The sequence below is a fragment of the Paludisphaera mucosa genome, from assembly GCF_029589435.1.
Taxonomy (GTDB): Bacteria; Planctomycetota; Planctomycetia; order Isosphaerales; family Isosphaeraceae; genus Paludisphaera; species Paludisphaera mucosa.
Map to the genome: position 1 here is coordinate 868204 of NZ_JARRAG010000001.1, position 21434 is coordinate 889637.

28 protein-coding genes are annotated in these 21434 nt (G+C 69.2%); 22 read left to right on the plus strand and 6 right to left on the minus strand.

The features are described 5' to 3' along the window. Positions 1-69: 69 nt before the first annotated feature. The 5 genes from PZE19_RS03600 to PZE19_RS03620 form a co-directional block, all read right to left on the minus strand. Positions 70-444, minus strand: coding sequence for an urease subunit beta (locus tag PZE19_RS03600; protein ID WP_277859205.1), 375 nt, complete (start codon positions 442-444; stop codon positions 70-72). Between the two features lie 46 nt (positions 445-490). Next, a complete protein-coding gene (locus tag PZE19_RS03605) occupies positions 491-793 on the minus strand; it encodes an urease subunit gamma (protein ID WP_277859206.1) in 303 nt (100 codons plus the stop codon). Between the two features lie 64 nt (positions 794-857). Further along, entirely contained in the window at positions 858-1790 is a 933-nt protein-coding gene (locus PZE19_RS03610; protein ID WP_277859207.1) for an urea transporter, read from the minus strand. A gap of 214 nt (positions 1791-2004) precedes the next feature. Further along, on the minus strand, positions 2005-2709 hold the full coding sequence (locus tag PZE19_RS03615) for a carbonic anhydrase (protein WP_277859208.1): 705 nt from the start codon (positions 2707-2709) through the stop codon (positions 2005-2007). Between the two features lie 188 nt (positions 2710-2897). Continuing rightward, complete coding sequence (locus PZE19_RS03620) at positions 2898-4568, minus strand: OprO/OprP family phosphate-selective porin (protein ID WP_277859209.1); 1671 nt, start codon at positions 4566-4568, stop codon at positions 2898-2900. 450 nt (positions 4569-5018) lie between these two features. Between PZE19_RS03620 and PZE19_RS03625 the strand changes: the two genes are divergently transcribed. The 22 genes from PZE19_RS03625 to PZE19_RS03730 all read left to right on the plus strand — a co-directional run bounded on the left by PZE19_RS03625 (position 5019) and on the right by PZE19_RS03730 (position 19786). After that, positions 5019-5930 (plus strand): Ig-like domain-containing protein, encoded by a 912-nt coding sequence (locus tag PZE19_RS03625; protein WP_277860341.1) that lies wholly within the window; start codon positions 5019-5021, stop codon positions 5928-5930. 35 nt (positions 5931-5965) lie between these two features. Then, a complete protein-coding gene (locus tag PZE19_RS03630) occupies positions 5966-6343 on the plus strand; it encodes an Ig-like domain-containing domain (RefSeq protein ID WP_277859210.1) in 378 nt (125 codons plus the stop codon). 12 nt (positions 6344-6355) lie between these two features. Beyond that, positions 6356-6901 carry a hypothetical protein gene (locus PZE19_RS03635; protein ID WP_277859211.1) on the plus strand — a complete coding sequence of 182 codons (546 nt, stop codon included), beginning with the start codon at positions 6356-6358 and terminating at the stop codon, positions 6899-6901. Between the two features lie 964 nt (positions 6902-7865). After that, positions 7866-8726 carry a thermonuclease family protein gene (locus tag PZE19_RS03640; protein WP_277859212.1) on the plus strand — a complete coding sequence of 287 codons (861 nt, stop codon included), beginning with the start codon at positions 7866-7868 and terminating at the stop codon, positions 8724-8726. Positions 8727-8864: 138 nt separating this feature from the next. Continuing rightward, positions 8865-9137, plus strand: a complete 273-nt coding sequence (locus PZE19_RS03645) for a hypothetical protein (protein ID WP_277859213.1) — start codon at positions 8865-8867, stop codon at positions 9135-9137. After that, positions 9134-9433 (plus strand): hypothetical protein, encoded by a 300-nt coding sequence (locus tag PZE19_RS03650; protein ID WP_277859214.1) that lies wholly within the window; start codon positions 9134-9136, stop codon positions 9431-9433. Before PZE19_RS03645 ends, PZE19_RS03650 begins: the two co-directional genes overlap by 4 nt. Next, positions 9412-9696, plus strand: a complete 285-nt coding sequence (locus PZE19_RS03655; protein ID WP_277859215.1) for a hypothetical protein — start codon at positions 9412-9414, stop codon at positions 9694-9696. The genes PZE19_RS03650 and PZE19_RS03655 overlap by 22 nt, the downstream gene beginning before the upstream one ends. Further along, positions 9693-9950 (plus strand): hypothetical protein, encoded by a 258-nt coding sequence (locus PZE19_RS03660; protein ID WP_277859216.1) that lies wholly within the window; start codon positions 9693-9695, stop codon positions 9948-9950. Before PZE19_RS03655 ends, PZE19_RS03660 begins: the two co-directional genes overlap by 4 nt. Beyond that, entirely contained in the window at positions 9937-10188 is a 252-nt protein-coding gene (locus PZE19_RS03665; protein ID WP_277859217.1) for a hypothetical protein, read from the plus strand. The genes PZE19_RS03660 and PZE19_RS03665 overlap by 14 nt, the downstream gene beginning before the upstream one ends. After that, entirely contained in the window at positions 10188-10439 is a 252-nt protein-coding gene (locus tag PZE19_RS03670) for a hypothetical protein (RefSeq protein ID WP_277859218.1), read from the plus strand. The genes PZE19_RS03665 and PZE19_RS03670 overlap by 1 nt, the downstream gene beginning before the upstream one ends. 2 nt (positions 10440-10441) lie before the next feature. Beyond that, positions 10442-10693 (plus strand): hypothetical protein, encoded by a 252-nt coding sequence (locus tag PZE19_RS03675; protein WP_277859219.1) that lies wholly within the window; start codon positions 10442-10444, stop codon positions 10691-10693. A gap of 4 nt (positions 10694-10697) precedes the next feature. Then, positions 10698-10961, plus strand: a complete 264-nt coding sequence (locus tag PZE19_RS03680) for a hypothetical protein (protein WP_277859220.1) — start codon at positions 10698-10700, stop codon at positions 10959-10961. Continuing rightward, a complete protein-coding gene (locus tag PZE19_RS03685; protein WP_277859221.1) occupies positions 10958-11221 on the plus strand; it encodes a hypothetical protein in 264 nt (87 codons plus the stop codon). The genes PZE19_RS03680 and PZE19_RS03685 overlap by 4 nt, the downstream gene beginning before the upstream one ends. Beyond that, the gene (locus PZE19_RS03690; protein ID WP_277859222.1) at positions 11221-11481 is read left to right on the plus strand and encodes a hypothetical protein; all 261 of its coding nucleotides are present in this window, start codon (positions 11221-11223) and stop codon (positions 11479-11481) included. Before PZE19_RS03685 ends, PZE19_RS03690 begins: the two co-directional genes overlap by 1 nt. After that, a complete protein-coding gene (locus PZE19_RS03695) occupies positions 11478-11738 on the plus strand; it encodes a hypothetical protein (protein WP_277859223.1) in 261 nt (86 codons plus the stop codon). Before PZE19_RS03690 ends, PZE19_RS03695 begins: the two co-directional genes overlap by 4 nt. A 612-nt stretch (positions 11739-12350) precedes the next feature. After that, a complete protein-coding gene (locus tag PZE19_RS03700) occupies positions 12351-13385 on the plus strand; it encodes a hypothetical protein (protein WP_277859224.1) in 1035 nt (344 codons plus the stop codon). 101 nt (positions 13386-13486) lie between these two features. Continuing rightward, on the plus strand, positions 13487-13729 hold the full coding sequence (locus PZE19_RS03705) for a hypothetical protein (protein ID WP_277859225.1): 243 nt from the start codon (positions 13487-13489) through the stop codon (positions 13727-13729). 1427 nt (positions 13730-15156) lie between these two features. Beyond that, on the plus strand, positions 15157-15363 hold the full coding sequence (locus tag PZE19_RS03710) for a hypothetical protein (RefSeq protein WP_277859226.1): 207 nt from the start codon (positions 15157-15159) through the stop codon (positions 15361-15363). After that, entirely contained in the window at positions 15356-16531 is a 1176-nt protein-coding gene (locus PZE19_RS03715; RefSeq protein WP_277859227.1) for a bifunctional DNA primase/polymerase, read from the plus strand. Before PZE19_RS03710 ends, PZE19_RS03715 begins: the two co-directional genes overlap by 8 nt. A 99-nt stretch (positions 16532-16630) precedes the next feature. Continuing rightward, positions 16631-18241, plus strand: coding sequence for an AAA family ATPase (locus PZE19_RS03720; RefSeq protein WP_277859228.1), 1611 nt, complete (start codon positions 16631-16633; stop codon positions 18239-18241). A 574-nt stretch (positions 18242-18815) separates the two neighbouring features. Continuing rightward, the gene (locus PZE19_RS03725; RefSeq protein ID WP_277858791.1) at positions 18816-19190 is read left to right on the plus strand and encodes an IS630 transposase-related protein; all 375 of its coding nucleotides are present in this window, start codon (positions 18816-18818) and stop codon (positions 19188-19190) included. Next, positions 19094-19786, plus strand: coding sequence for an IS630 family transposase (locus PZE19_RS03730; RefSeq protein ID WP_277858790.1), 693 nt, complete (start codon positions 19094-19096; stop codon positions 19784-19786). Before PZE19_RS03725 ends, PZE19_RS03730 begins: the two co-directional genes overlap by 97 nt. A gap of 417 nt (positions 19787-20203) precedes the next feature. Here PZE19_RS03730 and PZE19_RS03735 read toward each other — a convergent pair whose 3' ends face one another. After that, the gene (locus tag PZE19_RS03735) at positions 20204-21379 is read right to left on the minus strand and encodes a tyrosine-type recombinase/integrase (RefSeq protein WP_277859229.1); all 1176 of its coding nucleotides are present in this window, start codon (positions 21377-21379) and stop codon (positions 20204-20206) included. Between the last annotated feature and the right edge of the window lie 55 nt (positions 21380-21434).

A 21434-nucleotide genomic window follows, 5' to 3' on the forward strand; every position in this document is an offset into this window, starting at 1 on the left:
TTCCTGGGTCCTGAAGAGCCTGCCGGACGATCGATTCGGACGGGGATGGGGGCGGACCGGGGCGCGGACTCACGAAGGCTTGTGGCCGTAGCCCTGGTCGAGGCAACGCTTGAGGCTGGACTCCCGGGTGTAGGGGTCGTCCAGCCGCCCCATCACGAGGCCGTTGAACCCGAAGACCTTGCGACGGCCCCCGTAGGGGATGAGCCGAACGTCCTTCACGTCGCCCGGCTCGAAGCGGACGGAGGTCCCGCTGGGCAGGTCCAGACGCATGCCGTACGCCTTGACCCGATCGAAGACCAGCTCGCGGTTGGTCTCGAAGAAGTGGTAATGGGCCCCGATCTGGATCGGCCGGTCCCCCGTGTTGTTCACGGAGATCGTGACCGTGGGGCGGTCGGCGTTCAGCTCGATCTCGGGACCATCGAAGATGTATTCGCCTGGGATCATGTTCGGCCTCGGGAGGTTCGGAGACTGCGGGCGCGGACGCCGATTCTCAGCGGATGGGCTCGTGGATCGTCACCAGCTTGCTGCCGTCGGGGAACGTCGGCTCCACCTGGATCATCGAGATCATCTCGGCGACCCCTTCCATCACGTCGTCGCGGCCGAGGATCTCCCGGCCCGCGGCCATGATCTCGGCCACCGACCGGCCGTCACGCGCCAGCTCGAGCAGATGCGCGGTGATCAGGGCCGTCGCCTCGGGCACGTTCAGCTTCAGCCCCCTCGCCTTGCGCTGGGCGGCCACCTGGGCGGCCACGAAGATCAAGAGCTTGTCGCGTTCCTGCGGCGAGAGATTCATGACTCGGACTCCTCGAAGGCGCCTGAAAAGGTTGAAGAGGTCGCCGCCGGCCGCGGCGCGAACGTCAGGCGGCCGGGACCGCCCGCTCGGGGTGAAGCGCCGCCTCGAGCCGGCCGAGGGCCAGCACGATCCAGGTCGCCAGCACGAACGGCGCGGTCAGGGCGGGGAGCCCCAGCATCGGCACGAGGTCGGTCAGCAGCACCGAGAGCAGCATCCCCAGCAGCGGGGCGATCAGCGACCGCCGCCAGAGCGCGAGGGCGACGGCCGCCAGGGGCGCGTTGTAGCCGTACAGGCCCAGCGCGACCTTCTCGTACATCGACCGGTCGACGAGGCTCTCGGGGTCGAGCAACTGGCTGGCGGCGTCGGCGTGCCAACACCCCACCAGCATCCCCACGACCGACCCGGCCAGGACCCAGGCGGCGTGCCGCCGGTCGTTGACCGCGATCCCCAGGAGGAACAACGCGGCGGTCCAGACGTCGGCCTGGAACATGACCTGGCTGACGCCGTGGACCGCCCCGATCCAGGGCCCGTAGGGGATCGCCCCTCCCGCGTGGGCGACCCTCTCCACGCCCATCGCCGTCCCCAGGAAGAAGACGACCCACGTCGTGACGACGAAGGGCGCGGTGTACGTAGGGAACGGGGCCCGGGAGCGGGCCAGCCGGGTCAGGAGCGTCGCCGCGAGGCAGCCGACGATCAGCAGCGAGAGGCTCGCAACCCCGGGCTTGAAGAAGAAGAGCGAGGCGATGCCGACCAGGGCCGCATTGAACCCGTAGATTCCCGCCGACGTCTCGCTCGCATCGAACTTCAGGAGCCGGGCGGCCGCGGTCCCCAGGAACGCGCCGACGACCGCCCCACCCGCCATCAGCGGCGAACTCCAGGCGATCCCCAGCGCGAACAGCGCGCCCGTCGCGGCGTTCTCCTGGAAGAAGACCTGGCCGATCCCCCGGAACGATTCGCGGACGAAGGCCATCGGATCGCGGTCGGGCTGCCAGCTCATCGAAGTTCGTCCCTTGCCTGGAGGCGAAGCGTCCGGAAGCCCGTCCCACCGGACGATGGCCGGATTTGGGCGATCTCGTCCGAGTTCGGAACGAGGACGGGAAGGCGCGACGATGTGAGGACGCGGCCGGACGACCGCCCCTCCGGGAGATCGGACTCGCGATCCTTCGCACGGGACGGGCCTAGGTCGGCGCCACCCCTCACCTTGCGTTCGCTCAGCCGACGATATCGACCTTGCCGGTGGCCAGGTCGTAGACGCCGCCGACGGCCTTCAGCCCGCCGGACTTGAACTGCTCGGGGAGGATCGGCCCCATGGTCTTCAGCTGGCCGACGCAGCGCCGGACGTTCGCCTTGATGACGTTGTCGAGCTTGTCGCCGGGCGTCCCACGGACGTCGGTCACCGCCGGCTTGATCAGCTCGACCAGCCCGTTGATCGAGCCGGGCAGCGAGTCCTGCTTGTCGATGTGCTGGATGGCCGCCTTGACCGCGCCGCACCGGGTGTGCCCCAGGACCACGATCAGCCGCGCGCCCAGCTCGGCGACCGCGAACTCGATGCTCCCCGCGACGATCGGACCCGAGCCGCTGACGACGTTGCCGGCCACGCGGACGACGAACAGGTCGCCTACGCCCTGGTCGAAGATCAGCTCCGGCGCGACCCGCGAGTCGGCGCACGCGACGATGATCGCCGAGGGCTCCTGGCCTTCCGCGAGCGCCGCGAAATCCGACGGCCTGCGGCGCGAGAGCAGCGACGTCTGGCCGTTGATGAACCGCGTGTTGCCCTCGAGGAGCTTGGCGAGCACGACGTCGGCGTCGCGCGGCGACGGGGCGGCCGCACCGGTCGAGGACAGGGCTCCGACGCCGGCCGTCGCGGCCGCGGCCCTGATGAAATCCCGACGTGACGCGGACGGCATGGACTGCATGAACGATGTCCTTTCAATCGAATCGGCAGCCTCGCCGACCCGTGAACGATCAAGACAGCTTATTTCGACCTGTCGGCGCTCGAGAAATGCGGTGGATGGACACCATAACGCGCGCCGGAATGTGCGGTAAAGGGCCAACCCTCGGTCCCAATCATTTCGTCGCCCGACTGCGGTCGCCGTCGGAGATCTCAGAAGTAGAGCTGGAATCGCATCCAGAACATATCGGCCGTCTTCTGCATCCCCCCCGGCCGGTAGACGACCGGGTCGTCGAAGTCGCCGTGCAGCCAGAACGTGTAGATCTTGATGTACTCGTTCCAGTACCAGTTCAAGCCGACCTCGGTCGTCCGGGCCTGGTTCGACCAGAGATTCGGATCGGCGAATCCTCCGGTGAAGATCCGCTCGCCGAGGCTCAGGTCGCTGACGCGTGCCACGACCTCCCAGGCTCCCGGGCCGCGGACGCCCCCCTTCTTCGTGGGGATCAGGGGTCGCCGCGGGTAGAGCCTCGATCGCTGCTCGACGTGCTCGCCGGTCAGGAAATACCCGCCGGTGACGTAGAAGCCGGAGAACGCCACCGGGGTCGGCGACGGCCTCGAGGCGGTCGCATAGCTCCCATACCCGTATTGCCACTCGCCGATCAGCGACAGGCCCCTGTTGTAGTAGGCCGAATGGACGGAGCCCAGCAGTCGGTCGCCGCGCTCGATGACGTCCCGGTTGAGGATCAGGAAAGGGGTCGTGCCGGCCCCCGGACTGTCCGCGTTGGGGGAGCCGCCGCCGATGCGGAACGACACGGGCACGGGCGACTGGTCCTGGCGCCCGAAGGCGACCGAGCTGCCGATGTTGAGGAATCGGGCGAACCGGAACCTCTCGGACCGCTGGAACGGCCTGCCGTTGAGGTAGGCGACGAAATCCACCCCGTTGTTGAGGCTCTCGAACGAGTTGCGAGAGCCGTTGAAGATCCCGGCCGCGTAGTCGAGACGCTTGTCGAAGAGGTAGCCCCAGCCCATGGCCCCGAACTGGCGGTTCAGGCTGAGGTTGGTCGTGAACAACGACCGCTCGGGGGTCGGCAGCCAGTAATTCGAGATCGCATATTGATCGTATGGGAGGGGCGTGAAGAAGCGACCGAACCGGAACTCGAAGCGGTCGTCGAAGTGCAGGTTGATGAACGCGTTCAGCACGTTGATCGAGCCGCCGGAGCTACGGTTGATCGAAAGCTCGTACTCGACCGGCTTGGTGATGTTGCCCGTGAAGAAGATTCGCTGGCGAGGAAGGAAGAACCCGCTGTTGGCCGGAACCTGATCGCCCTGCGACCAGATCCGCCCCTCGATCTGCGACTCGTAGTGGATCTGAAGGCCGAACTCCTCGTCCTTGGTCTGGAACTGGAAGCCCGGACCGAAGGTGCCCTTCAACCGCAGCCGATCGCCCCTCTTGAGCTTCGAAGGCGCGTATCCGGGGGCGGGCGAGAAGGGGGCGAACTGACCCTCGGTGTAATCCGGGACGGGGTCGTAGGTATCGACGTTCCGAACGTCCTGCTCCGGGAGGGGGCCTTCCTCGGGACCGGCGGGCATCCGAGCCGGCTCCTCCTCATCCTCGGGCGGTCGTTCCTTCAGACTCTCGAACCGCTTGAGGAGCTGATTCATCTGCTCCTCGTGCTCGGTCTTCGTGCTCTCCAGCTCGCGCGCGAGCTTCTGATTCATCTCCTCCATGGCGCGGAGCCGCTTCGCGAGCTGCTCGACGGTCACGGCCGCCGGCGGAACAGGCGCGACGGGACGCGGCGCGTCCTGCGCCCGCAGCATGGGCCCGACCGCGGCCATCAGGAGGAACCCGCCGATACTCGACGTCCATGTCAAAGTCCGACGCACGAGCATTCAGCTCCGATCGGGATCGAACATCCCCATGGAGACCGGCCGTCCTTTGCCGACCTCGCCAGCGAAATGGAGGCGGCTGAAGCCAGATCGCCCCACCATCGCTTCGGAACATCCACGGACTGACTTGAGGAATTCTCGCCGAGCGATGTGGATTCGAGAGAATAAGGGCATCGCGTCCCGCCCCGCGCTCCGCGGCCAGGCGCGTAATCAGGCCCCCATCTTTTATGGCCCGATCGGCCGTCTTCCCGACGAGTCGTTCCAGGACCGCACGCACGCAGCTCCCTTTCGGAAGTCGGGTCCGATCGGGAGTCGTGACCATGGACCTGGCTGACACCGGCATCAAGCAGCCTCATCCTCTGTGGATGCCGCCCCAAGACCGCCCTTCGTGACCATAACGCGCGGACGACTACGAGGACTCACTCAGACTTCGTCTCGACCGCCCAGCTGGCCGCGACCCCCTCCGCCGCGACTTACGGCGAGCTCACGACCTTCACGCTCGCGGTCGCCTCCCGGTCCGGCCTGACGCCCGGCGGCCTGGTCGGATTCTACGACGGCGGCGTGCTGGTGGGCACGGCCCAACTGGACGCCGGAGGCGCGGCCGTCTTCACCATGGGGACCCTCACGGTCGGTTCGCACGCGATCACGGCGATCTACGCCGGCGACGCCTACTTCCTGGCCCTGGCCTCCGCGCCGATCGCGATCGATTTGGCCAGGAACGACACGTCCGGCGGGGCGATCGTCTCTTCCGACCCGCAGGTCTACTACGGCGAGACCGTGACCCTCACCGCGACATTCTCGGCCGTCTCGGCGGGCTCGGCGATGACCGGGACCGTCGCCTTCTACGACGGCGACGTATACCTCGGCTCCGCACCGCTGGCCGGGCCGGGATCCTCGGGCCTGGCGGCCTCGGCCCCGCCGACGATCCGCGGCCAGGCGGTCCTGCCGGGCGCCCGGCTCGCCGTGGGCGGGCACGTCGTCCGGGCCGTGTACGGCGGCGACGCCAACTACGCTCCCGTGACGTCCCTCGTGCCGGTCTCGGTGCTGGTCGACCCGGCGGGGACGAGCACGTCCCTCGGGGCGGCGACGTCGTCCGACGGGTCGACCGTCCTCACCGCCGCGGTCGTCGCCACCACGCCGGGCGACGCGCCCCTCGACGGCGCTGTGTCGTTCTACAACGGAGCGACCCTCCTCGGGACCGCGCCCGTCGTGAACGGCTCGGCCAGCCTGAACGTCGGGGCCCTGCCGCTCGGCGACAGCACGCTGCGGGCCGTCTACACGTCGGCCGACGGGACGTCCTCGGGGCAGCGCGGGCTCGATCGTCCCCGCCTCGTCGGGGCCGCGCGTGGTCGGGCCTGAGCCGGTACGGGGTCCACTACTCGGCCACGACGATCGTGCTCTCGTTCGACGGGGCCCTCGACGCCGCCTCGGCCCAGAATCCCGCCAAATACCGTGTCGCCGACGGCGGCGGACGCGTCGTCCCGATCGCCCGGGCCGTGTACGACCCGACGACGTACGCCGTCACGCTGACGCCCTCGCAGCGGCTGGACCTGCACCGGACGTACACGCTCGCGGTCGACGGCAGGCTGCCGCAGGGCGTGGCCGGGGCGTCGGGGATCGCCCTGGACGGCTCGGGCCGCGGGGAGCCGGGGACCGACTTCGTCGCCAGCATCACGTGGCGGGCGCTCGCGGCGCCGGGCGACTCGCCGGCGATGGTCTTCATCGACGGGACGCCCCACGCGACCACGGCGACGTTTAACAACCAACCTTGAAGGGCGCCCTCGATGTTCAAAGTCCGCTGCGAGACCTGCGGCTCCGTGCTCAAGATCCACGACGACAGTGGCAGGGGGGGCAACGCCCGCTGTCCGAAGTGCGACGCGCTCGTCCTGCTCATCCCGATCGTCCCCGCGGCCGCAGCGGCTCGGCCGAATTACGATCACGGCGGCGACTTCGTCCTGGATCAGGACGAGCCGGCTCGGCCTGGCGTCACCCCGGCCGTCGACGCCCCCCCGGGCCCCCGGACGGCCCCGCCTCCCGTCGCCCCCCGCCGGCACGCCGCCGTTGCGTCGCCGGCGGCCGCGAAGGAACGGCCCCGCCCCCGGCCGCGGGGAGGCCTCGGCGACCTTGCGGACGCCTTCGGGTCCCTGTCGTCGTGCATCCGCTGGGCCGCGTTCTTCCTCTTCTTGCTCGGCTGGGTCGCCTTCTCCAAGGAAATTCACGCCTTCGGCTGGCTCTCCTGGCTGCTCATGGTCGCGCTCATCTGCGCCGACCTGGCCGTCTGTTCGATCGCCGGCAGCCTCCGCAGCCTGGCCGAGCCCCGTCCCCTCTGACCCCGTACCTCAAGGAGGACTCCCGGCATGAAGGCCCGCAAGCTCACCGCCGTCCAGGTCGCCGAAGTGGACGACGCGTTCGACGGCTGGTCGTCGAACGTCTACCACGTCGCCGGGGGATGTTCGGCTTCGACCCGGGGATGTCTCTTCGACCGGCTGCGGGTGATCGGCCGCGAAAAGTGCCGGGTCTGCGACGTCTGGCAGACGATCTCAGTCGCGATCCTGAGAGGCGGGCCCAAGCTCTCGTGCGACGCCTGCCTCGACGTCGAAGCGGAGATCGCCCCGGCTGACGCCATGCCCTCCACGAACTTGGTAGGAAGATTCGATCAGCCTGGCCCGCCCTTACTTTTATGGGACGGCCTGGCGGCCGCGAGCCGCTTGGGCGATGTTGCTGGCGAAGAAAACGCAGCCAATGTAGCGTGCTCGTGCCTGATGCATATGCAGACCTTGACGCGGGGCGACCCGAGGTGGCCGACGCACCTCGCGCTGGGAGGGCCGTGGCCCGGCCGTCCAGGTCGGGCTCGACGAACGTGCGGTGCGCGACGCCGGCGGCGTCGAGGAGTCCGGAGGCCCGCAGGAGCGAAGGCTCGTCGGGGGTCTCCAGGAGGACGAGGTGGGGGGCGACGCCGTCGGGCGGGATCAGCCCGTGACGGGCGGCCTCGACGGCCGCGTGGACGGCCTGCACGGCCCGATGGGCGGGGGGCAGGTCGGCGCGGACCAGGACGTAGACGTGGCGGACGGGTTCAGCCGGTCGGGTGGGGGGGGATTCACAACATCGCGGGGGCCTCCGGTTGATTCCTGTGTTTCACGGGACGGGGACTGCGGCGTGCGGGAGTCGAACCCACCTGTGCACGGATTGAAGGCCGGCCGCCTGGCCGCTCGGCCAACGCCGCCCGATCCGAACCTGGAGCGTATCCGGGCGGGGCGGGCGGGGGGAAGAGGGAACCGCTACGAAGGGGTAGCCATGTACTGGATGCTCGCCGCCGCGTTGCTCGGATTCGCGGAACGCGAGGACGTGACCGTCAAGCTGGTCCTCGACGGCAACACGATCATCGTCGACGCCGCCGTGGAGAAGGGCCTGCTCGTCGACCTGGTCGGCCTGGGGATGCCCGACACGATCGACGCCAGGAAGCCCCGCTTCCTGGTGGGGGCCGAGGACAAGATCCACCTGGCCAAACACCTGCCCCCCGGGACGGCCGCGAAGATGGAGCGGGTGGGCGAGACCTCGACGGGCCGGCCCCTGGTCGTGCTCTACCGGGCCGACGGCCTCTGCTGGAACGAGTGGGCCGTGTCGGCCGGGGTGGGCTTCTTCACCACGACCGACCTGGTCGACTACACGGCCCAGGAGCGGAAGGCCCGGGCCGCGCGGCACGGCGTGTGGGCCCTGGGCCCGGTGGTGCCCGTCGCCGCGGCCCCGGACCGGCCCGCCGCCCCAGCCCCGGCCGCGGCCGCGGCCGAGGGGGACGATCCCCCGAGCTACGCGTCGTCGTCCCCGGGGGCGACGACGCCCCGGATGTACACCAAGGACTTCGTGCCCCCCGCCCGGGTCCGGAAGCGGCGGTACGCCCCCCAGCCCTACATCGGCGTCTTCGCGGGCTCGGAGGCGTTCTTCGCCAACCCCAACGCCTACGGCTTCGCCCCGCCCTCGGCCTTCGGCTTCGGCGGGCCGCGGCCGGTCAACATCGGCGGGGGCTTCGGCGGCTACGGCGTGAACCCCAACCAGCACCAGACAAGCTCCTACACCCGCCGCGACGGCACCCGCGTCAGCGGCTACAGGGCGACCAACCCCAACGGCACGACGGCCGACAACCTGGGCGGCCGCTGACGCCGGCCGTCGACCCGGATCCCCGCCTACGCCCGGCCCCTCGGTCGGGCGTTTGCATGCGCGGCGCTTGCAAACGCCGCCCGTCCCGGCGACCTTCGACGTCCGGGACGCAACCGCGAGAAGAAACGGGGGACGACCTTGAAGATCGACGGCGAATTGATGCTGGCCATCGCCAGCGGGACTTCCGTGGGGGTGTTCTGCGGCGACCGACGGCTCGCCGCCGTGGAGACGCGGCGGCTGATGAGCGCCGTGGAGAAGGCCGCGCCCCGGGCGTTGTCGCACCGCGACGGCGACGTGCTCCGGCGCGTCGAGCGGGGGGCGGGCCGGCGCTGGGACCCGGCCGTCGAGGCGCTGGACGACGCGATCGCCGACGCGACCGAGGTGCCGCGACCCCGGCGGCCCGGGCCGTGATCGTCCCCGGCGACCTGCTGCGGGCGATCCACTCCGGGGCCGCCGTGCCCGGGGGCTTCCTGTTCCGGCCCCAGGTCCGGGCGGCCACGCGCCGGGTCGAGCGCGACCTGGCCCGGGCCGTCGCGCGCACGGTGGCGGCCCGGGACGTGAAACGAGTCGGCCTGCTCAACCGCGAGCACATGCGGGGGGTGTGGCCCCAGGTCAAGTCGTGCGACGAGGCGCTCGTCGCCGTGATGAACGTGCTGTGGGAACCCATCCCGCGAGAGGAGGGCGCATGCCCATCGACGGCCGATTGATGCGGGCCATCGCCAGGGGGGTCGGGCGGGAGGAGATGCGCGACCACGACGTACTACGGTCGCCGCTCCGGGCGACCGACGGCCTGCCCTGGGAGCTGGAGAGGGCCCTGGTGCGGGTCCTGACGGCGGACGGCCATCAGCAGCTCCTGGACCTCGCGGGCGCGATCTGGGGCCCCTGGCAGCCGTACCGCGACGCCCACGAGAACGCCTATTACGCCGCGATCTGCGGCAAGACCTTCACCAACGCCGGGGGGAACACGTGACGCTCACCGAGGAGATCCGCAAGTTCGACCCGGCCTGGCACGCCGCCAACGCCGCGGTGCGGGCGAACGAGCCCCTGTCCGCCATGAAGGTCGCCGTCCGCAAGACCCTCTACGGGCCCTGGGAGGCGGCGGCCTACGACGCCATGGAATGGCAGGCCGCGAGGGGGCGACCGGCCCCCCGCTCGATGTTCGACGCGGTCCGGGCCGCGGCCCGGTGGAAGCGACGGTTGGAGGACGACCATGCTGCGAGATAAGGCGGACGACCTGGCCCGCTGGATCAGCGAGGACGCCATCGCCCGGGAGGTGACGCACAGGACGCGGGCTCGGCTGAGGAATGCGATCTTCGACGCCTGCCGCGACAACCCGGCCCGCGACCGGGCCTTCGACACCGGCCCCCGGTTCCTGGACCTGGAGGCCTCGATCATGGGGATCAAGCAGGTGCTCAACCTGGCGTTCCGGCTCGAACCCGTACTCCCGCGAAAGGACCGCTGATGAGGAATCGCGACGTCAAGCTCCTGGCCGAGCGGATCGGCCGGGAGGCGAACGCCATGGCCCGGGGGCAGGTCATCCGGAACCGCTTCCGCCTCGCGGTCCGCGAGGCCTGCGAGGGCATGACGACGGCCGAGCGGCTGCTCGTGGCCGACGAGGAGACGCGGTACCACGAGTGCAACGCGACGACGTTCGAGACGTGGCGCTGCGTCGACGGCGCCCTCTACCTGAGCCCCCTGTGGGGGAGGCTTTGACCGTGAAGACGATGAGCCGAGCGAAGATCCTGGCCCGGGACGCCGCCGGCGCCCGCAACGCCCTGGACGCCTGCGACCGCCCCAAGCGCTGGCTGCAGCTGGTGCTCGCCGAGTCCCTCGCCGCCGAGGCCCGGGCCCGGCTGGGGTGGTCCCTGGAGCTGGACCGCTACGCCGAGTGCCGGGCCTCGAACCTGGAGACGTGGCGGCCCGTGGACGAGATGCTGACGTTGTCCCCCCCGCTGGGAACGAGGTGACCCGATGCGAACCGCCGACGAGATCGCCCGCGACTGCGCCTACGACGACCCGGCCAAGCCCCGCAGCGTCGGCCCGCGGTGGGACGTCGAGGCCCGAATCCAGGCCGCCCTGAAGGGCTCGCCGTTCGTCGACCGCGTGTTCAACGAGTCGCACCGGTTCCGGGAGCTGGCCGGCGCGGTCATGGGCCCGCAGCAGGCGTGCGAATCCATGTTCCTGGACCGGCCCATCCTGCCGCGGTGGGGCGGCTCGGAAAGGAGATCACGATGAAGACGCACGTTGACCCCGTCGCCGTCGCCGCCCAGGCGGCCTACGCGGCGGCCGTCAGCGCCGGCCAGAAGACCCGAGACGTCCGCAAGAAGCTCCGCGAGCGGTTGCGGGCCGCCTGCCTCGACTCGCCGATCGCCGACCGGGCCTTCGACCGCGAGCCGCGGGACCGGGAGCTGGTCGGACCGGCCCACGACGCCTACCTGGCCGTGGACGTCATGCTGTCGGTGCGACCCCTGTCACGCCGGAAAGGAGGTCTCTAGTGGCCCGCAGCGATCACCCCGGGACCCTGGCCGAGGACATCAGCTGGCAGGGGTCCGTCGCGCATCCGGCCCGTCGCCCCCAGGTCGTCTTCCACGACGTCATCGAGGCGGCCTGCCGCGACATGCCGGTGCGGCTCCTGGTCCGGGTGCACGCCCTCGGCGGCCGGTACGAGGAGCTGCCCCTGGCGGCGGTCGACGTCACGCCGCTCCTGAAGGACCTGCTCGACCCGTTTCCGCCGCCCAGAAAGGTAGGACGATGATCTGCAAGTTCGACCCGACGGGCCGGCTGGTGGACCGGATCCACGACCGGTTCCGCGCGTTGCATCCGACGGGCATGGTCAAGGCTCGGGTCCAGCGCGCGCTGGAGGCCGCCTGCCGGGAGTCGGATCCGGACGTCCAGCTCCGGGTCCCCCTGGGATCGGGACGGGCCGAGGTGTGGTGGGACCTGCAGCACACCGTGACGGACGTCCTGGAGGGGGCGCTCGAAGCGAATCACGTCGACCGTACGCCCCGGTAGGCGCGGCCGACCCGCCCTCTCCTCTAACGCGAGCGCCGGCGATCCTCGCCGACCCGCCCTCTCCCCTTCTCGCGGGGCTCGTCCGAGCGCCGCGACCCGCCTCGCGGTTCATCCGGCGTTCCCCCGGGGGAATCGTCCGGCGTTCCCCGCGCGCGGCTCGCCAAATCGTCTGGCGTTCCCCGCGCGCGAGGCTCGCCAAATCGTCCGGCGTTCCCCGCGAGGCCACGCAAATCCTCCGGCGTTCCCCGGGGGGATCGTCCGGCGTTCCCCGGGGGGATTCTCCGGATCCTGGTCTTTCCTGGGCGCGGACCCGGACCGACCATCAGGTCCGCCCTGGTCCCTCCGAGGCTCCATCGAGTCTCGGTATTTCTCCCATTCCCCAGGGGGGTCCCGGCCGTGAGGCCGGGGACCCCGCTGAGGGGGGATTAACGTAGTTAATCCCATATGCGACGAGGGCGACACCATTACTGGCGTCGAATCGTCAGGAGCCAACATGATGGGCACTCTGGAGAAGCCTGGTATGACGAAGAAGGCGGGTCGTAAAATCCCAGCTCGGGCGTGTCGTCTCCCTGCTTTCATATCCGATCCCGGATCCGGCCCGGGAGGGCCCTCGTGAGCGCCGCGGAGGGCTCCGGATCGACCCCCCGGGGGCCCCGACGGGCCGTGATGTGCCGGGCCGTGGTCCGGCCCCTGGTGGGATCCCGCCGCGCCGCGACCCGCGAGGGCCACTCGGTCCTGCGCGGGGCCTGGATGCGGTTCGCCTTCGACCATGCGCCCATGTTGCGGGCGTACGCCGAGGAGAACGCCCCCGACGCCAGGAAGATCCGGGGCCTGGACTACCACGTCGGCCGGCGGATGCGGTGCATCGCCGGCTGCGGCTCGCCGATGCTGCCACCGCTCGCGAAGCGGATCCGCTGCGCGTTGCCCGCGCTCTGCCCCTTCTGCTGGGCCCGGTCCGCGGGCCGGGGCTGGGACCGGATCGCCGACCTGCTGCACCCCCGGCTCGAAGGGTCGCTGCTGCGCGAGCCCGACTGCCCCTTCGACCTGGTGGCGACGACGCGGATCTTCGTCCTCACGGTCGGGCCGGCCCGGTTGCTGACCGAGCGGATCGAGGGCAAGAACTACCGCGACGCCCTCGCCATCCCCTCCCGGGTGGTCGAGCTGCGGAACCGGCCGATCGTGGCGGGCCAGGAGGTCATGACGCTCTTCCCCAGGCTGATCCACGGGGGGACGAAGCTCATGATGGCGGCCGCGGTCCGCCAACTTCTCGTCGTCGAGCCGGGCGTCGAGCTGGGGCCGTTCAAGGCCGACCCCCGCTGGCCGGAGGTCAAGGTCGTCCGCTACGAGCGGCCCGGCCTGGGGCGGACCATGAACGCGGTCGCCAACCTGTACCGCTACCCGGCCGAGATCCTCATGGCCGTGCCGGCCGACCGCGTCCTGGCGGCCCGGCTGGACGGGGCGCTGCGGCTGCTCCTGGACCTGCGGCGGGTCCCGGTCGAGCCGCCCGCGGAGCGGCCGCCGCCGCGCGAGAAGGGCCGCAAGCGCCGCGACGCCCGCGAACGCCACCTGATCGCCTCGTTCGGGGAGTTCCGGGGCGGGGTCGTCCCCCGGACCGACCTGGGGGGCGGCCGCCGGGCCGGGCCGTGACGCCCGGGCCGCTTAGGGTGGCTATCGCCGCGGCCGCGACCCCTCCTCCGGGGGTCGGCCGTCCCGAGATGCTGATTCCCATCTTTCACCGAGGAGGTCCCATGCCCCGGAAACACCCCCCCGCGGATTACATCCCCCCCGTCAAGCCCTCGGCCGCGGCCCCCGACCCCGAGTCGGCCACGCCCAAGGTGGCCTCAGGCCGGCCCGCCGACCAGCGGCCGATCCGGCTGCTGGCCAGCTCGACGCGGCAGAGCCTGGGGCCGCTGATCGAGCGGGCGGCCGTGACGGCCAAGGTCTGCGGCTGCGCGAGTCAGATGCAGCCCGGAACTCTTGTGACCTGTTGACGAGCCTGGTCAACGCGGGGAAGGGTTGACGCCCTTGATACGGCTGAGATTTGCCACAAAGCACCGGAGCGAGAGCGAAGCGTCCTCCAGGGCGATAAGCCGTCGCAAGTGCTTTGAGGTGAGCACGATGAATCGCATCGAAGGTGGACAATCCAGCCCAATCGCCTTTGATAGGGTTAGCAGGGACGCCCGGGGCTTCCCTGCGGCTCAAGGACGGAAGCATGTAACTCGGCACGACCAGTGGCGGACCCCTTCGCCGATCGGATGTTCGGTGTCCGACGCCAAGGCGAACGCAGGGCTTGGAGGTGTAGTTCTTGATCAACGGCTCGACGATTCAGGCCCCTCCGAGCAGGGCCGACAACCATTCGTGCTGAGCGAATCAGCGCGCTTGCGCGAGTTCGTCGTCAGAGAGCGGGGGGGGCAGGAGGCCCAAGTCCGCGAAGTGTTCCGACGGACCTGAGCCCTCGAAAGCGATCATAGTCGGCGTGGATGCCATACCGACGAAGCGAGAGCCGTGTCTTCGCGGTTTTCTCGAGCCCTCGTGCTAAGAGCGGTTCGGTGAAACCAAGCTCCTAAACGGCGTGTCCCCTGGGGTTACGTCAATCACACCGAGGACGGTGACTTCGGTGAAACGGGACGGCGGCACACCGCGACCATCCGTCCCGTGAGCCGAGGAAGAAGCCGTCCCATCCTGTAGAACGGTGGGAGGGACGCCTCTGCCCAAGGTCGTTCGGCCCGGGCCAACTTCAGGGCGCCGAGACTTCCGGGGAGGATTCACCGAATGGCTCGCACATCGGTGAAAGTAGTGCAAAGGAATGTGAGGTCGAGACTTACAAGTCGGATTCACCGAAGAGCTTCGTGTAAGCGGGTCTGGTGATTTAAGATCACCGGGACTTGGGCCGGATTTGCGCAGCCGTCGCTTCGTCGTGAGCCACGGCCCCTCTTCCAGGGTCTTCGGCAGCTGGGCCGGATTTGCGCAGCCGTCGCTTCGTCGTGAGCCACGGCCCCTCTTCCAGGGTCTTCGGCAGGTGGGTCGGATTTGCGCAGCCATCCCTTCCTCTTGCATGCCGCGGCGGCCCCCCTCTCAAGCTCATCGGGGAACGAGCCGGATCGGCGCTTTCTCCAGACGCTTCGACTCGGCGACCTGCCGCTTGACCCCTCAAGCTCATCGGGGAACGAGCCGGATCGGCGCTGCCGTCACTTCCTGGCGCGTCGCGGCCGCCCCCTTTTCCTCCTCGGAGGCTCGGAGCCTCGCAGCTTAGGCTGTCTCGCGTCCAGACTCCGGCCGGCCTTCCGTCCGCTCGTTCGGCGGTCCGGACCGTCGCGCCTGCGAAAAAGCGCCGAGCAGGAACGAGCCGTTTTCGACCTCTCGCGCAGACTGAGGGAGCAGTCTTCAGTGACCACGACTTACTCACCATGAGGACGAAATGCCAGATCAGAACACCAAGCCCGCCGCGCGGCGCGGCAACAAGCAACGTCCTGTCGTCCTGACTCCCAAGGACGTCGCCGTGCTCGACCGCTGGACCCGACATCGATACCCGGGCGGCGCTAGCGCGACGCAGATCTTCCGGGACCTCTTGTACAACGCCGTGGCGTCGCTTCCCGGCGCTGGGGAGGGTCAGAACCATGGATGAGCTTCAGAACACGGGCCCGCCCGAACCCGTCCGGCGCGGCCGCCTCCTCGTCCACCCCGTACACACGCCAGGGTTCCCGCCGTGCGACTCCATCTCGATCCTCGAAGACAGGGTGGAGCGGATGCGCGGGAGGAGGCAGAGGATTCTCGACGAGGCCCTCCGGTTGGTCTCGGCGGGGTTCAAGCTGGCGCTGACGGATTCTCTCGAAGGCGACGGTCGTAAGCCCCAGTTCAAGAGGTGGCACCTCGACCCGCTCTCGACCGAGGTCGGCGTCCGCGACGCCTTGGCTCATCGGCGGGACTCGAACTTGATGGTCGTCACCGGGCCCGGCATGGCCCCCGACGGCTCCTGGCTGGTCCACCTCGAGGCCGACGCGGCGAAGGACGACCCATGGGGGCCCAGCCGCGCCTTGGCCGAAGAGAGCCTCGCGCGATTCTTGGCGGGCGTCGGCGAGGCGCCGAGATGGGAGTCTCGCCGCGGGCTCCACACCCTGGTCTCGGTCCCCGACAAGTTCGGACGAGCCTTCCACGCCGAGCTGAAGTCGCACTCGGTGCCGGGATTTCCCGGCCTCGACGCGATCTTCGGCGGCTTCAAGCCGGACGGCGTACGCAAGGCGACTTCGGCCATGGTCCCGCCGAGCGAGACCGACGGGGTCGAGCGCGTCTGGGTCTTCCCAACGACGGTCGTCGCCCGGCTGCCGGAGCACGCGCTCAATATCCTCGCCACACTCGCTTTCGGGCGAGTCGACGAGGCCGAGGCGGTCCGTCAGGCCTGGTTCGCCGCGCGCGCGGCTCGCCGCGCGCTGCGGGCGGTCGAGGATGACGAAGACGTGGAGGAAGACGAAACCGACGCGTGGCACGCGTTCCGCCGCGGGACCATCATCCACGACTTCGAGCAGATCGGCCCGGCCATCAGCGGCCGGGGAGGTCACGACGCGACGTTCCGCGCCGCCTGTTCGATCGTGTCCGGGGGCGTCGAGGACGAGGAGGAACAGCGGGAGCTGCTCCAGATCTTCAACGACGACTACTGCAGTCCCCCATGGAGCAAGGACGAGTTGACGCACAAGCTCGAGGATGCGAACCGGGTCGTCGGCGGTGATCGCGCGAAGGAGACGAGGCTCGAGAAGATGTTCAAGCGTCGCTACTGGACTCCATGGACACTGAGGTGAATTCGTCGGCCCGGCGGCGCGGTCGCCGGGAGCAGGAGGCGCAAAGAAAGGCCCCCGGCGCGGTGGTACGCGGCCGGGGGTCATGGAGGTCACCAGCTGATGTCCGATCTTAACATAGGCGACGTCGCCGAGGATGAAATTTGCGGCGAGTCGCCCGCGACGCCCGCGAACTTTGGCGGTGGCGAAGGGGATGCGATCATCCCCCTGGCGGAAGATGAGCCCGCCGGGTGCCCGCCGGGCGTGGCGGGCCGACCGGGATGGCTCGACGTCGTCGAGAAGAAGCAGGCGATCGAGGCGAAGGCCGAAGAGGCCGTCGCCAAGGCCGGGGACAAGCCGACGCCCAAGGCTGGAAAGAAGCTCGCGCAGAAGCCCCTGAAGGAACGCACCGACTCCGAGTTGGGGCTTAAATGGGGGGACGGCGAGGACGACGACTCGGAGGCCGAGCCCGTGATCGACCGTTTCGCCACCCCCGGCCAGTTGACGCTCCTGGCCGGCGACGGCGGCTGCGGCAAGACGCAGTTCGCTTTGATGATCGCGGCCCTGGGTTCGGTTGGGCGGGGGGTCACCGACGAATTCCGGGTGGATCGGCCCTTGCGCTTCCTGCTCGTCAGCGGCGAGGACCAGGTCAAAACCTCGCTCAGGCCTCGGCTCCGCGCCTGCGGTTCCGACTTTTCGAGGATCGTCTTCGCTTCCGCATCGATCACGAATCTCAATGACCAAGGCGACCCGGTCGAGATTCCCGTATCGCTCGCGACTACCGACTACTGGAACGAGATCCTCACGCGCTCAAGGCCCGACGTCCTGATCATCGACCCGATCACGCATTACCTTCCGGGGGGAGCTAGCAGTAACGACGCCGACGAGGTCACGCAGGCGATCGCCCCGTTCCTCGCCATGGCGAAGCGCCACGGCACCGCGGTCGTCGGCATCGTCCACCTCGCGAAAGCCAAGGCCAAGGATCGCCGAAGCCTGGCAGGGCTGGTTCGCGGATCCACGGCGTGGGTCGCTCTCGCGAGAAGATTGTTCCTCATGACCTTGACCCCCGGGTCGGACGGCCATGGCGTCGTCGTCCACGGCAAATGCAACGACGGTCCCCGAATCGCATCCTTCGGCTATTGCATCGCGTCCATCGTCGTAGAAGCCGCTGTCAGTCCCGGCGGCAGATATACCCCCGCGGAGATGCGGGCCATCGAGCGCCTCTCGATCTTGAATATCGAGGGCGTCGTCGACCGCGATGACGCCGAGGGTGCCTTCGACGGCACTCGTCCCAAGGGTCGTCCCGCCGCCGTCGGCCCGGAGGCCGCCTTGTGGCTCGTGACCTACCTCCTCGCTCAGCGGAAACGCCGGAGCATACTGAGCAAGCTTGTCGACGCCGCCGGCATCGCAGGCATCCTGGGCTCTGCCGTGGGAGAAGATGAGGATGGTCGTGCCAAGTACTCGTCGATCAACGCCTTGTACAGGGCCCGCGACCTCGTACCCAAGTTGGGCGGAGATTGGGCCGGCGCGAGCGTCTTCAGCGAAGGGTCGAAGCCGACGAGATGGACCTTGGCGCTGCCTGCGCCGCTCGCCACGCCGGGCCAGAGCCTTCAGGAAGAGGAAGCCCCCGGGATAAACGCCGCTTGCCCCACGTTAGATGAGTCACAATCGGTGATCGTCGAGATGGCCGCTGGGTCGAACGAGCCCCACGCTCCGGGGTTGGTCGAGAGTTGATAGTTCGTGACGTCAAGTTCACGGTCGTGGCGTTCTGGCGCCGCGACCTCTGGGGCACTCTCGTCAGCCGCGTCATGTTAGGCCCTGCGATCAGTTCAACGCCGCCGGGGCGGGTACGTTTGATCGATGGATAGATCTCGTTGAAAGTCCCTCCTGAGGTGACAGGGGTTGATACTTGGGAATCACGGAAAGAACTTCCTGGTGCAAAGCGAAAGGTACCCGCCGAGGGATTGCTGAATGGGCTTAACTACCTTCAGGATCAGCATCTACGTGTTATGCCTGGCTGTGAATTGCCATCGCATGTAGTGAAAATGGGCCAATGTGGCTTGACGACGAAACGAACTGTGGCAGGGGCGTAGCCGATCTCGGTACCAGTGGAGCTTCGTGAACTTAGGTGCTAGCGCAAGGAACTCGACGACGACCTGACTCACGACGTGGATCCCGTCGCGGAGACGTCTAAATCGAGATCGCCGACGAGTGTGGCGGGCGGACTCGCCGCGCGTTTAGAGCGGTTTCCTGTTGATTGTGGCGGTTGACGCGGTTATCCCAAGATGGCTATGGAGGGCCACCCGGGATGAAAGCCTACTCGACCGACCTCCGCGAGCGGGTGGTCGCGGCGTGCGACGCCGGCGACGCCACCCGCGAGCAGGTCGCCGCCCGCTTCTCGGTGAGCGTCGCGTGGATCCGCAAGCTGATCCGCCAGCGTCGCGAGACCGGCTCGATCGCCCCCAAGCCTCGCGGCGGCGGGCGGGCGCCGGCCTTCGACGCCGACGCCGCCCTGCGGCTCCGAGAGGCGGTCCGGGCCGACGACGACGCCACGCTGCAGCAGTTGGCCCGCGCCGCCGGCGTGGCGTGCTGCAGCTCGGCCGTGCACCGGGCGCTCGTCCGCCTGGGGATCACTCGCAAAAAAAGTCGCGGCGGGCGGCCGAGCAGGACCGCCCCGGGCTGAAGGCCGAGCGTGCCGCCTGGCGCGACGAGTTCGCGACGCTCGACCCGACCCGGCTGGTCTTCGTCGACGAGACGGGCTCGAGCACGGCGATGGATCGGACGCACGGCCGCTCGCCCAGCGGCGTGCGCGTCGACGGCCCGGTCCCGCACGGCCACTGGAAGGTCGTCACGCTCACGGCGGCCGTCCGGCTGGGGGGCGTCGGGGCCTGCCTGGCGTTCGACGGGGCGACAGACTCGGCCGCCTTCGAGACCTACGTCGAGCGATGCTTGGCGCCGACGCTGAGGCCCGGAGACGTCGTGATCCTCGACAACCTGTCATGCCACAAGACGGCCGAGGCGGCCCGTCTCATCGCCGCCGCCGGGGCCGAACTGCGGTTCCTGCCGCCGTACAGCCCCGACCTCAACCCGATCGAGCGGATGTTCTCGAAGGTCAAGGCCTGGCTCCGATCGGCCAAGGCCCGGACGATCGGCGGCCTGATCGAGGCGATGGGCGACGCCCTGCGGGCCGTCCGTCCCGCCGACGTGCTGGGCTGGTTCCGCCATAGCGGATATCAGCCCCGCCGATCAAGCGATACACCCGACGAGAAACCGCTCTAATCATCTCCCGGTCGAAAACCAGCCATGCTGCGAGGAAACCATCGGAACTGCTATTGGTGCAGCGCAAATCCCCCCTCGATAAATGGGGCATGGACCCTGCGCTTCGTGGGGCGGACTTCGTGGGGGATGAAGACGATGGGCGAACTGCTGACTGTCGGCGACCTGGCCGCAAGATGGGGGCTGAGCCAGCGCCAGGTCCGGTCCATGATCAGGTCCGAAGGTGTGCCCACGATCGAGTTGCACAAGAGGCGGCGCTACATCAATTGGGGCTCACTCCGCTTCAGGCCCGAGGCGATCGCGGCATGGGAGGATGGCCGGGAGAGGGCACTGGCGAATCTCAAGCCCCCCGCCGGCCTCTCCCCACCGAAGGCCCCAACCCGGGCCCTCGGCCCCCGTGGCCGGCTGGGGACCTGGAATCTATAAGCGACGACCTCTCCGCCCGGCCGCGGCGGCCGCGGCGAGGTGGGCCATGGACAGGTGCGCGTAATTCTTCGTGACCATGTCCGCGCTGGTTCCGAGGAGCTCGGCGACGGTCGCGACGTCGATGCCGCACATGAGATATCGGCTGGCCGCCGTGTGCCGCCATGCGTAGCTCCTGAGCCGACCCGTCCCCTCGACGGGGATCTCGATGCCAGCCCCGGCCGCCTGCAGTCGAAGTCGACGCGTCCGCATGCCGAGCGCGTTCTGGTCCCAGGGGTTGCCTGAGGCCGCTCGGAAGATGAGCTCGCCGCGAGCCGGCCGAAGTCGTTCGTAGAGCCGGCGGAGAGGCCGGAGGATCGAGGCGGTGAGGATGATCCGCCGGGGCCCGCCGCCCTTGGCCGCGTTCTTCCAGCGGGACCGCGTTATCAGGCCATAGGACGCCCCTACCGGGGTCGTTCCTGCCACCCAGGTCACTTCACCCCAGGTCGCCCCAAAGACCTCCGAGGGCCTGGCTCCAGTCTCGATGAGAACCCGTTGAAGCAGTGTGAAGTTTCTGGCGGATTCGGCTCCCGAGCGTCGGTGCAGCCATCGAAGCCAGGCGGCGGCGTGACCTCGGGTGAGGATTTCGACGTCGCGTCTCTGGACCTTCGGAGCCTTGAAGCCCTCGAGTGGAAAGGCCGGGATCCGGCCCTCGCGGGCCGCCCACCGTAGGGCCGTCATGACTCGCCTCGACGCAGTCGCGAGGTGGCTGGAACTGACGGTGGCCGCAGAGTGGCCGGGCCGCCTCGCCCACTGGTCCAGGACCGCCTGGAGGTGTTTGTTCCCGAGCTCGCCGGCCGGGATCGCTCCGAACTTCACGCCGCCGATCGCGAACTTGCAGGCGGTGGTCAAGTGGTTGACCGTCACCTCGTAGGCACCCTCTGTGAAGTCGCCTCGGGCGACCCGTTCAGCCAGGTGCTCGAGATAGCTCTCGAAGACTTCGGCGACTGCGAGGGGGGCCGCCGCTGCCTCGGAATCCTTTCGCGCGGCCGCCTGGAGCGACGAAAGCCAGGCCCAGGCCCCAGCCTCGTCGCGCTGTGCGATCTCCTTGGGGGCTGCCTGTCTCTTGCCGTCGATCGTTGCCGCCCATCGGCCTCTGTCCGCCCACCACCAAGGTGAATTCGGTCTCGCCATCGCTCGTCGTCTTCCTCACCCGCGGGGGCGAGTTACGGGGTTTAGTGTCAGGGTT

Coding starts and splice junctions, on each gene's coding strand:
- PZE19_RS03705 (WP_277859225.1), top strand. CDS start 13,487: ATGCCCCGGAAACACCCCCCCGCGGATTACATCCCCCCCGTCAAGCCC.
- PZE19_RS03635 (WP_277859211.1), top strand. CDS start 6,356: ATGTTCAAAGTCCGCTGCGAGACCTGCGGCTCCGTGCTCAAGATCCAC.
- PZE19_RS03655 (WP_277859215.1), top strand. CDS start 9,412: ATGCCCATCGACGGCCGATTGATGCGGGCCATCGCCAGGGGGGTCGGG.
- PZE19_RS03605 (WP_277859206.1), bottom strand. CDS start 793: ATGAATCTCTCGCCGCAGGAACGCGACAAGCTCTTGATCTTCGTGGCC.
- PZE19_RS03665 (WP_277859217.1), top strand. CDS start 9,937: ATGCTGCGAGATAAGGCGGACGACCTGGCCCGCTGGATCAGCGAGGAC.
- PZE19_RS03710 (WP_277859226.1), top strand. CDS start 15,157: ATGCCAGATCAGAACACCAAGCCCGCCGCGCGGCGCGGCAACAAGCAA.
- PZE19_RS03610 (WP_277859207.1), bottom strand. CDS start 1,790: ATGAGCTGGCAGCCCGACCGCGATCCGATGGCCTTCGTCCGCGAATCG.
- PZE19_RS03600 (WP_277859205.1), bottom strand. CDS start 444: ATGATCCCAGGCGAATACATCTTCGATGGTCCCGAGATCGAGCTGAAC.
- PZE19_RS03715 (WP_277859227.1), top strand. CDS start 15,356: ATGGATGAGCTTCAGAACACGGGCCCGCCCGAACCCGTCCGGCGCGGC.
- PZE19_RS03695 (WP_277859223.1), top strand. CDS start 11,478: ATGATCTGCAAGTTCGACCCGACGGGCCGGCTGGTGGACCGGATCCAC.
- PZE19_RS03680 (WP_277859220.1), top strand. CDS start 10,698: ATGCGAACCGCCGACGAGATCGCCCGCGACTGCGCCTACGACGACCCG.
- PZE19_RS03615 (WP_277859208.1), bottom strand. CDS start 2,709: ATGCAGTCCATGCCGTCCGCGTCACGTCGGGATTTCATCAGGGCCGCG.
- PZE19_RS03685 (WP_277859221.1), top strand. CDS start 10,958: ATGAAGACGCACGTTGACCCCGTCGCCGTCGCCGCCCAGGCGGCCTAC.
- PZE19_RS03725 (WP_277858791.1), top strand. CDS start 18,816: ATGAAAGCCTACTCGACCGACCTCCGCGAGCGGGTGGTCGCGGCGTGC.
- PZE19_RS03670 (WP_277859218.1), top strand. CDS start 10,188: ATGAGGAATCGCGACGTCAAGCTCCTGGCCGAGCGGATCGGCCGGGAG.
- PZE19_RS03720 (WP_277859228.1), top strand. CDS start 16,631: ATGTCCGATCTTAACATAGGCGACGTCGCCGAGGATGAAATTTGCGGC.
- PZE19_RS03735 (WP_277859229.1), bottom strand. CDS start 21,379: ATGGCGAGACCGAATTCACCTTGGTGGTGGGCGGACAGAGGCCGATGG.
- PZE19_RS03640 (WP_277859212.1), top strand. CDS start 7,866: ATGTACTGGATGCTCGCCGCCGCGTTGCTCGGATTCGCGGAACGCGAG.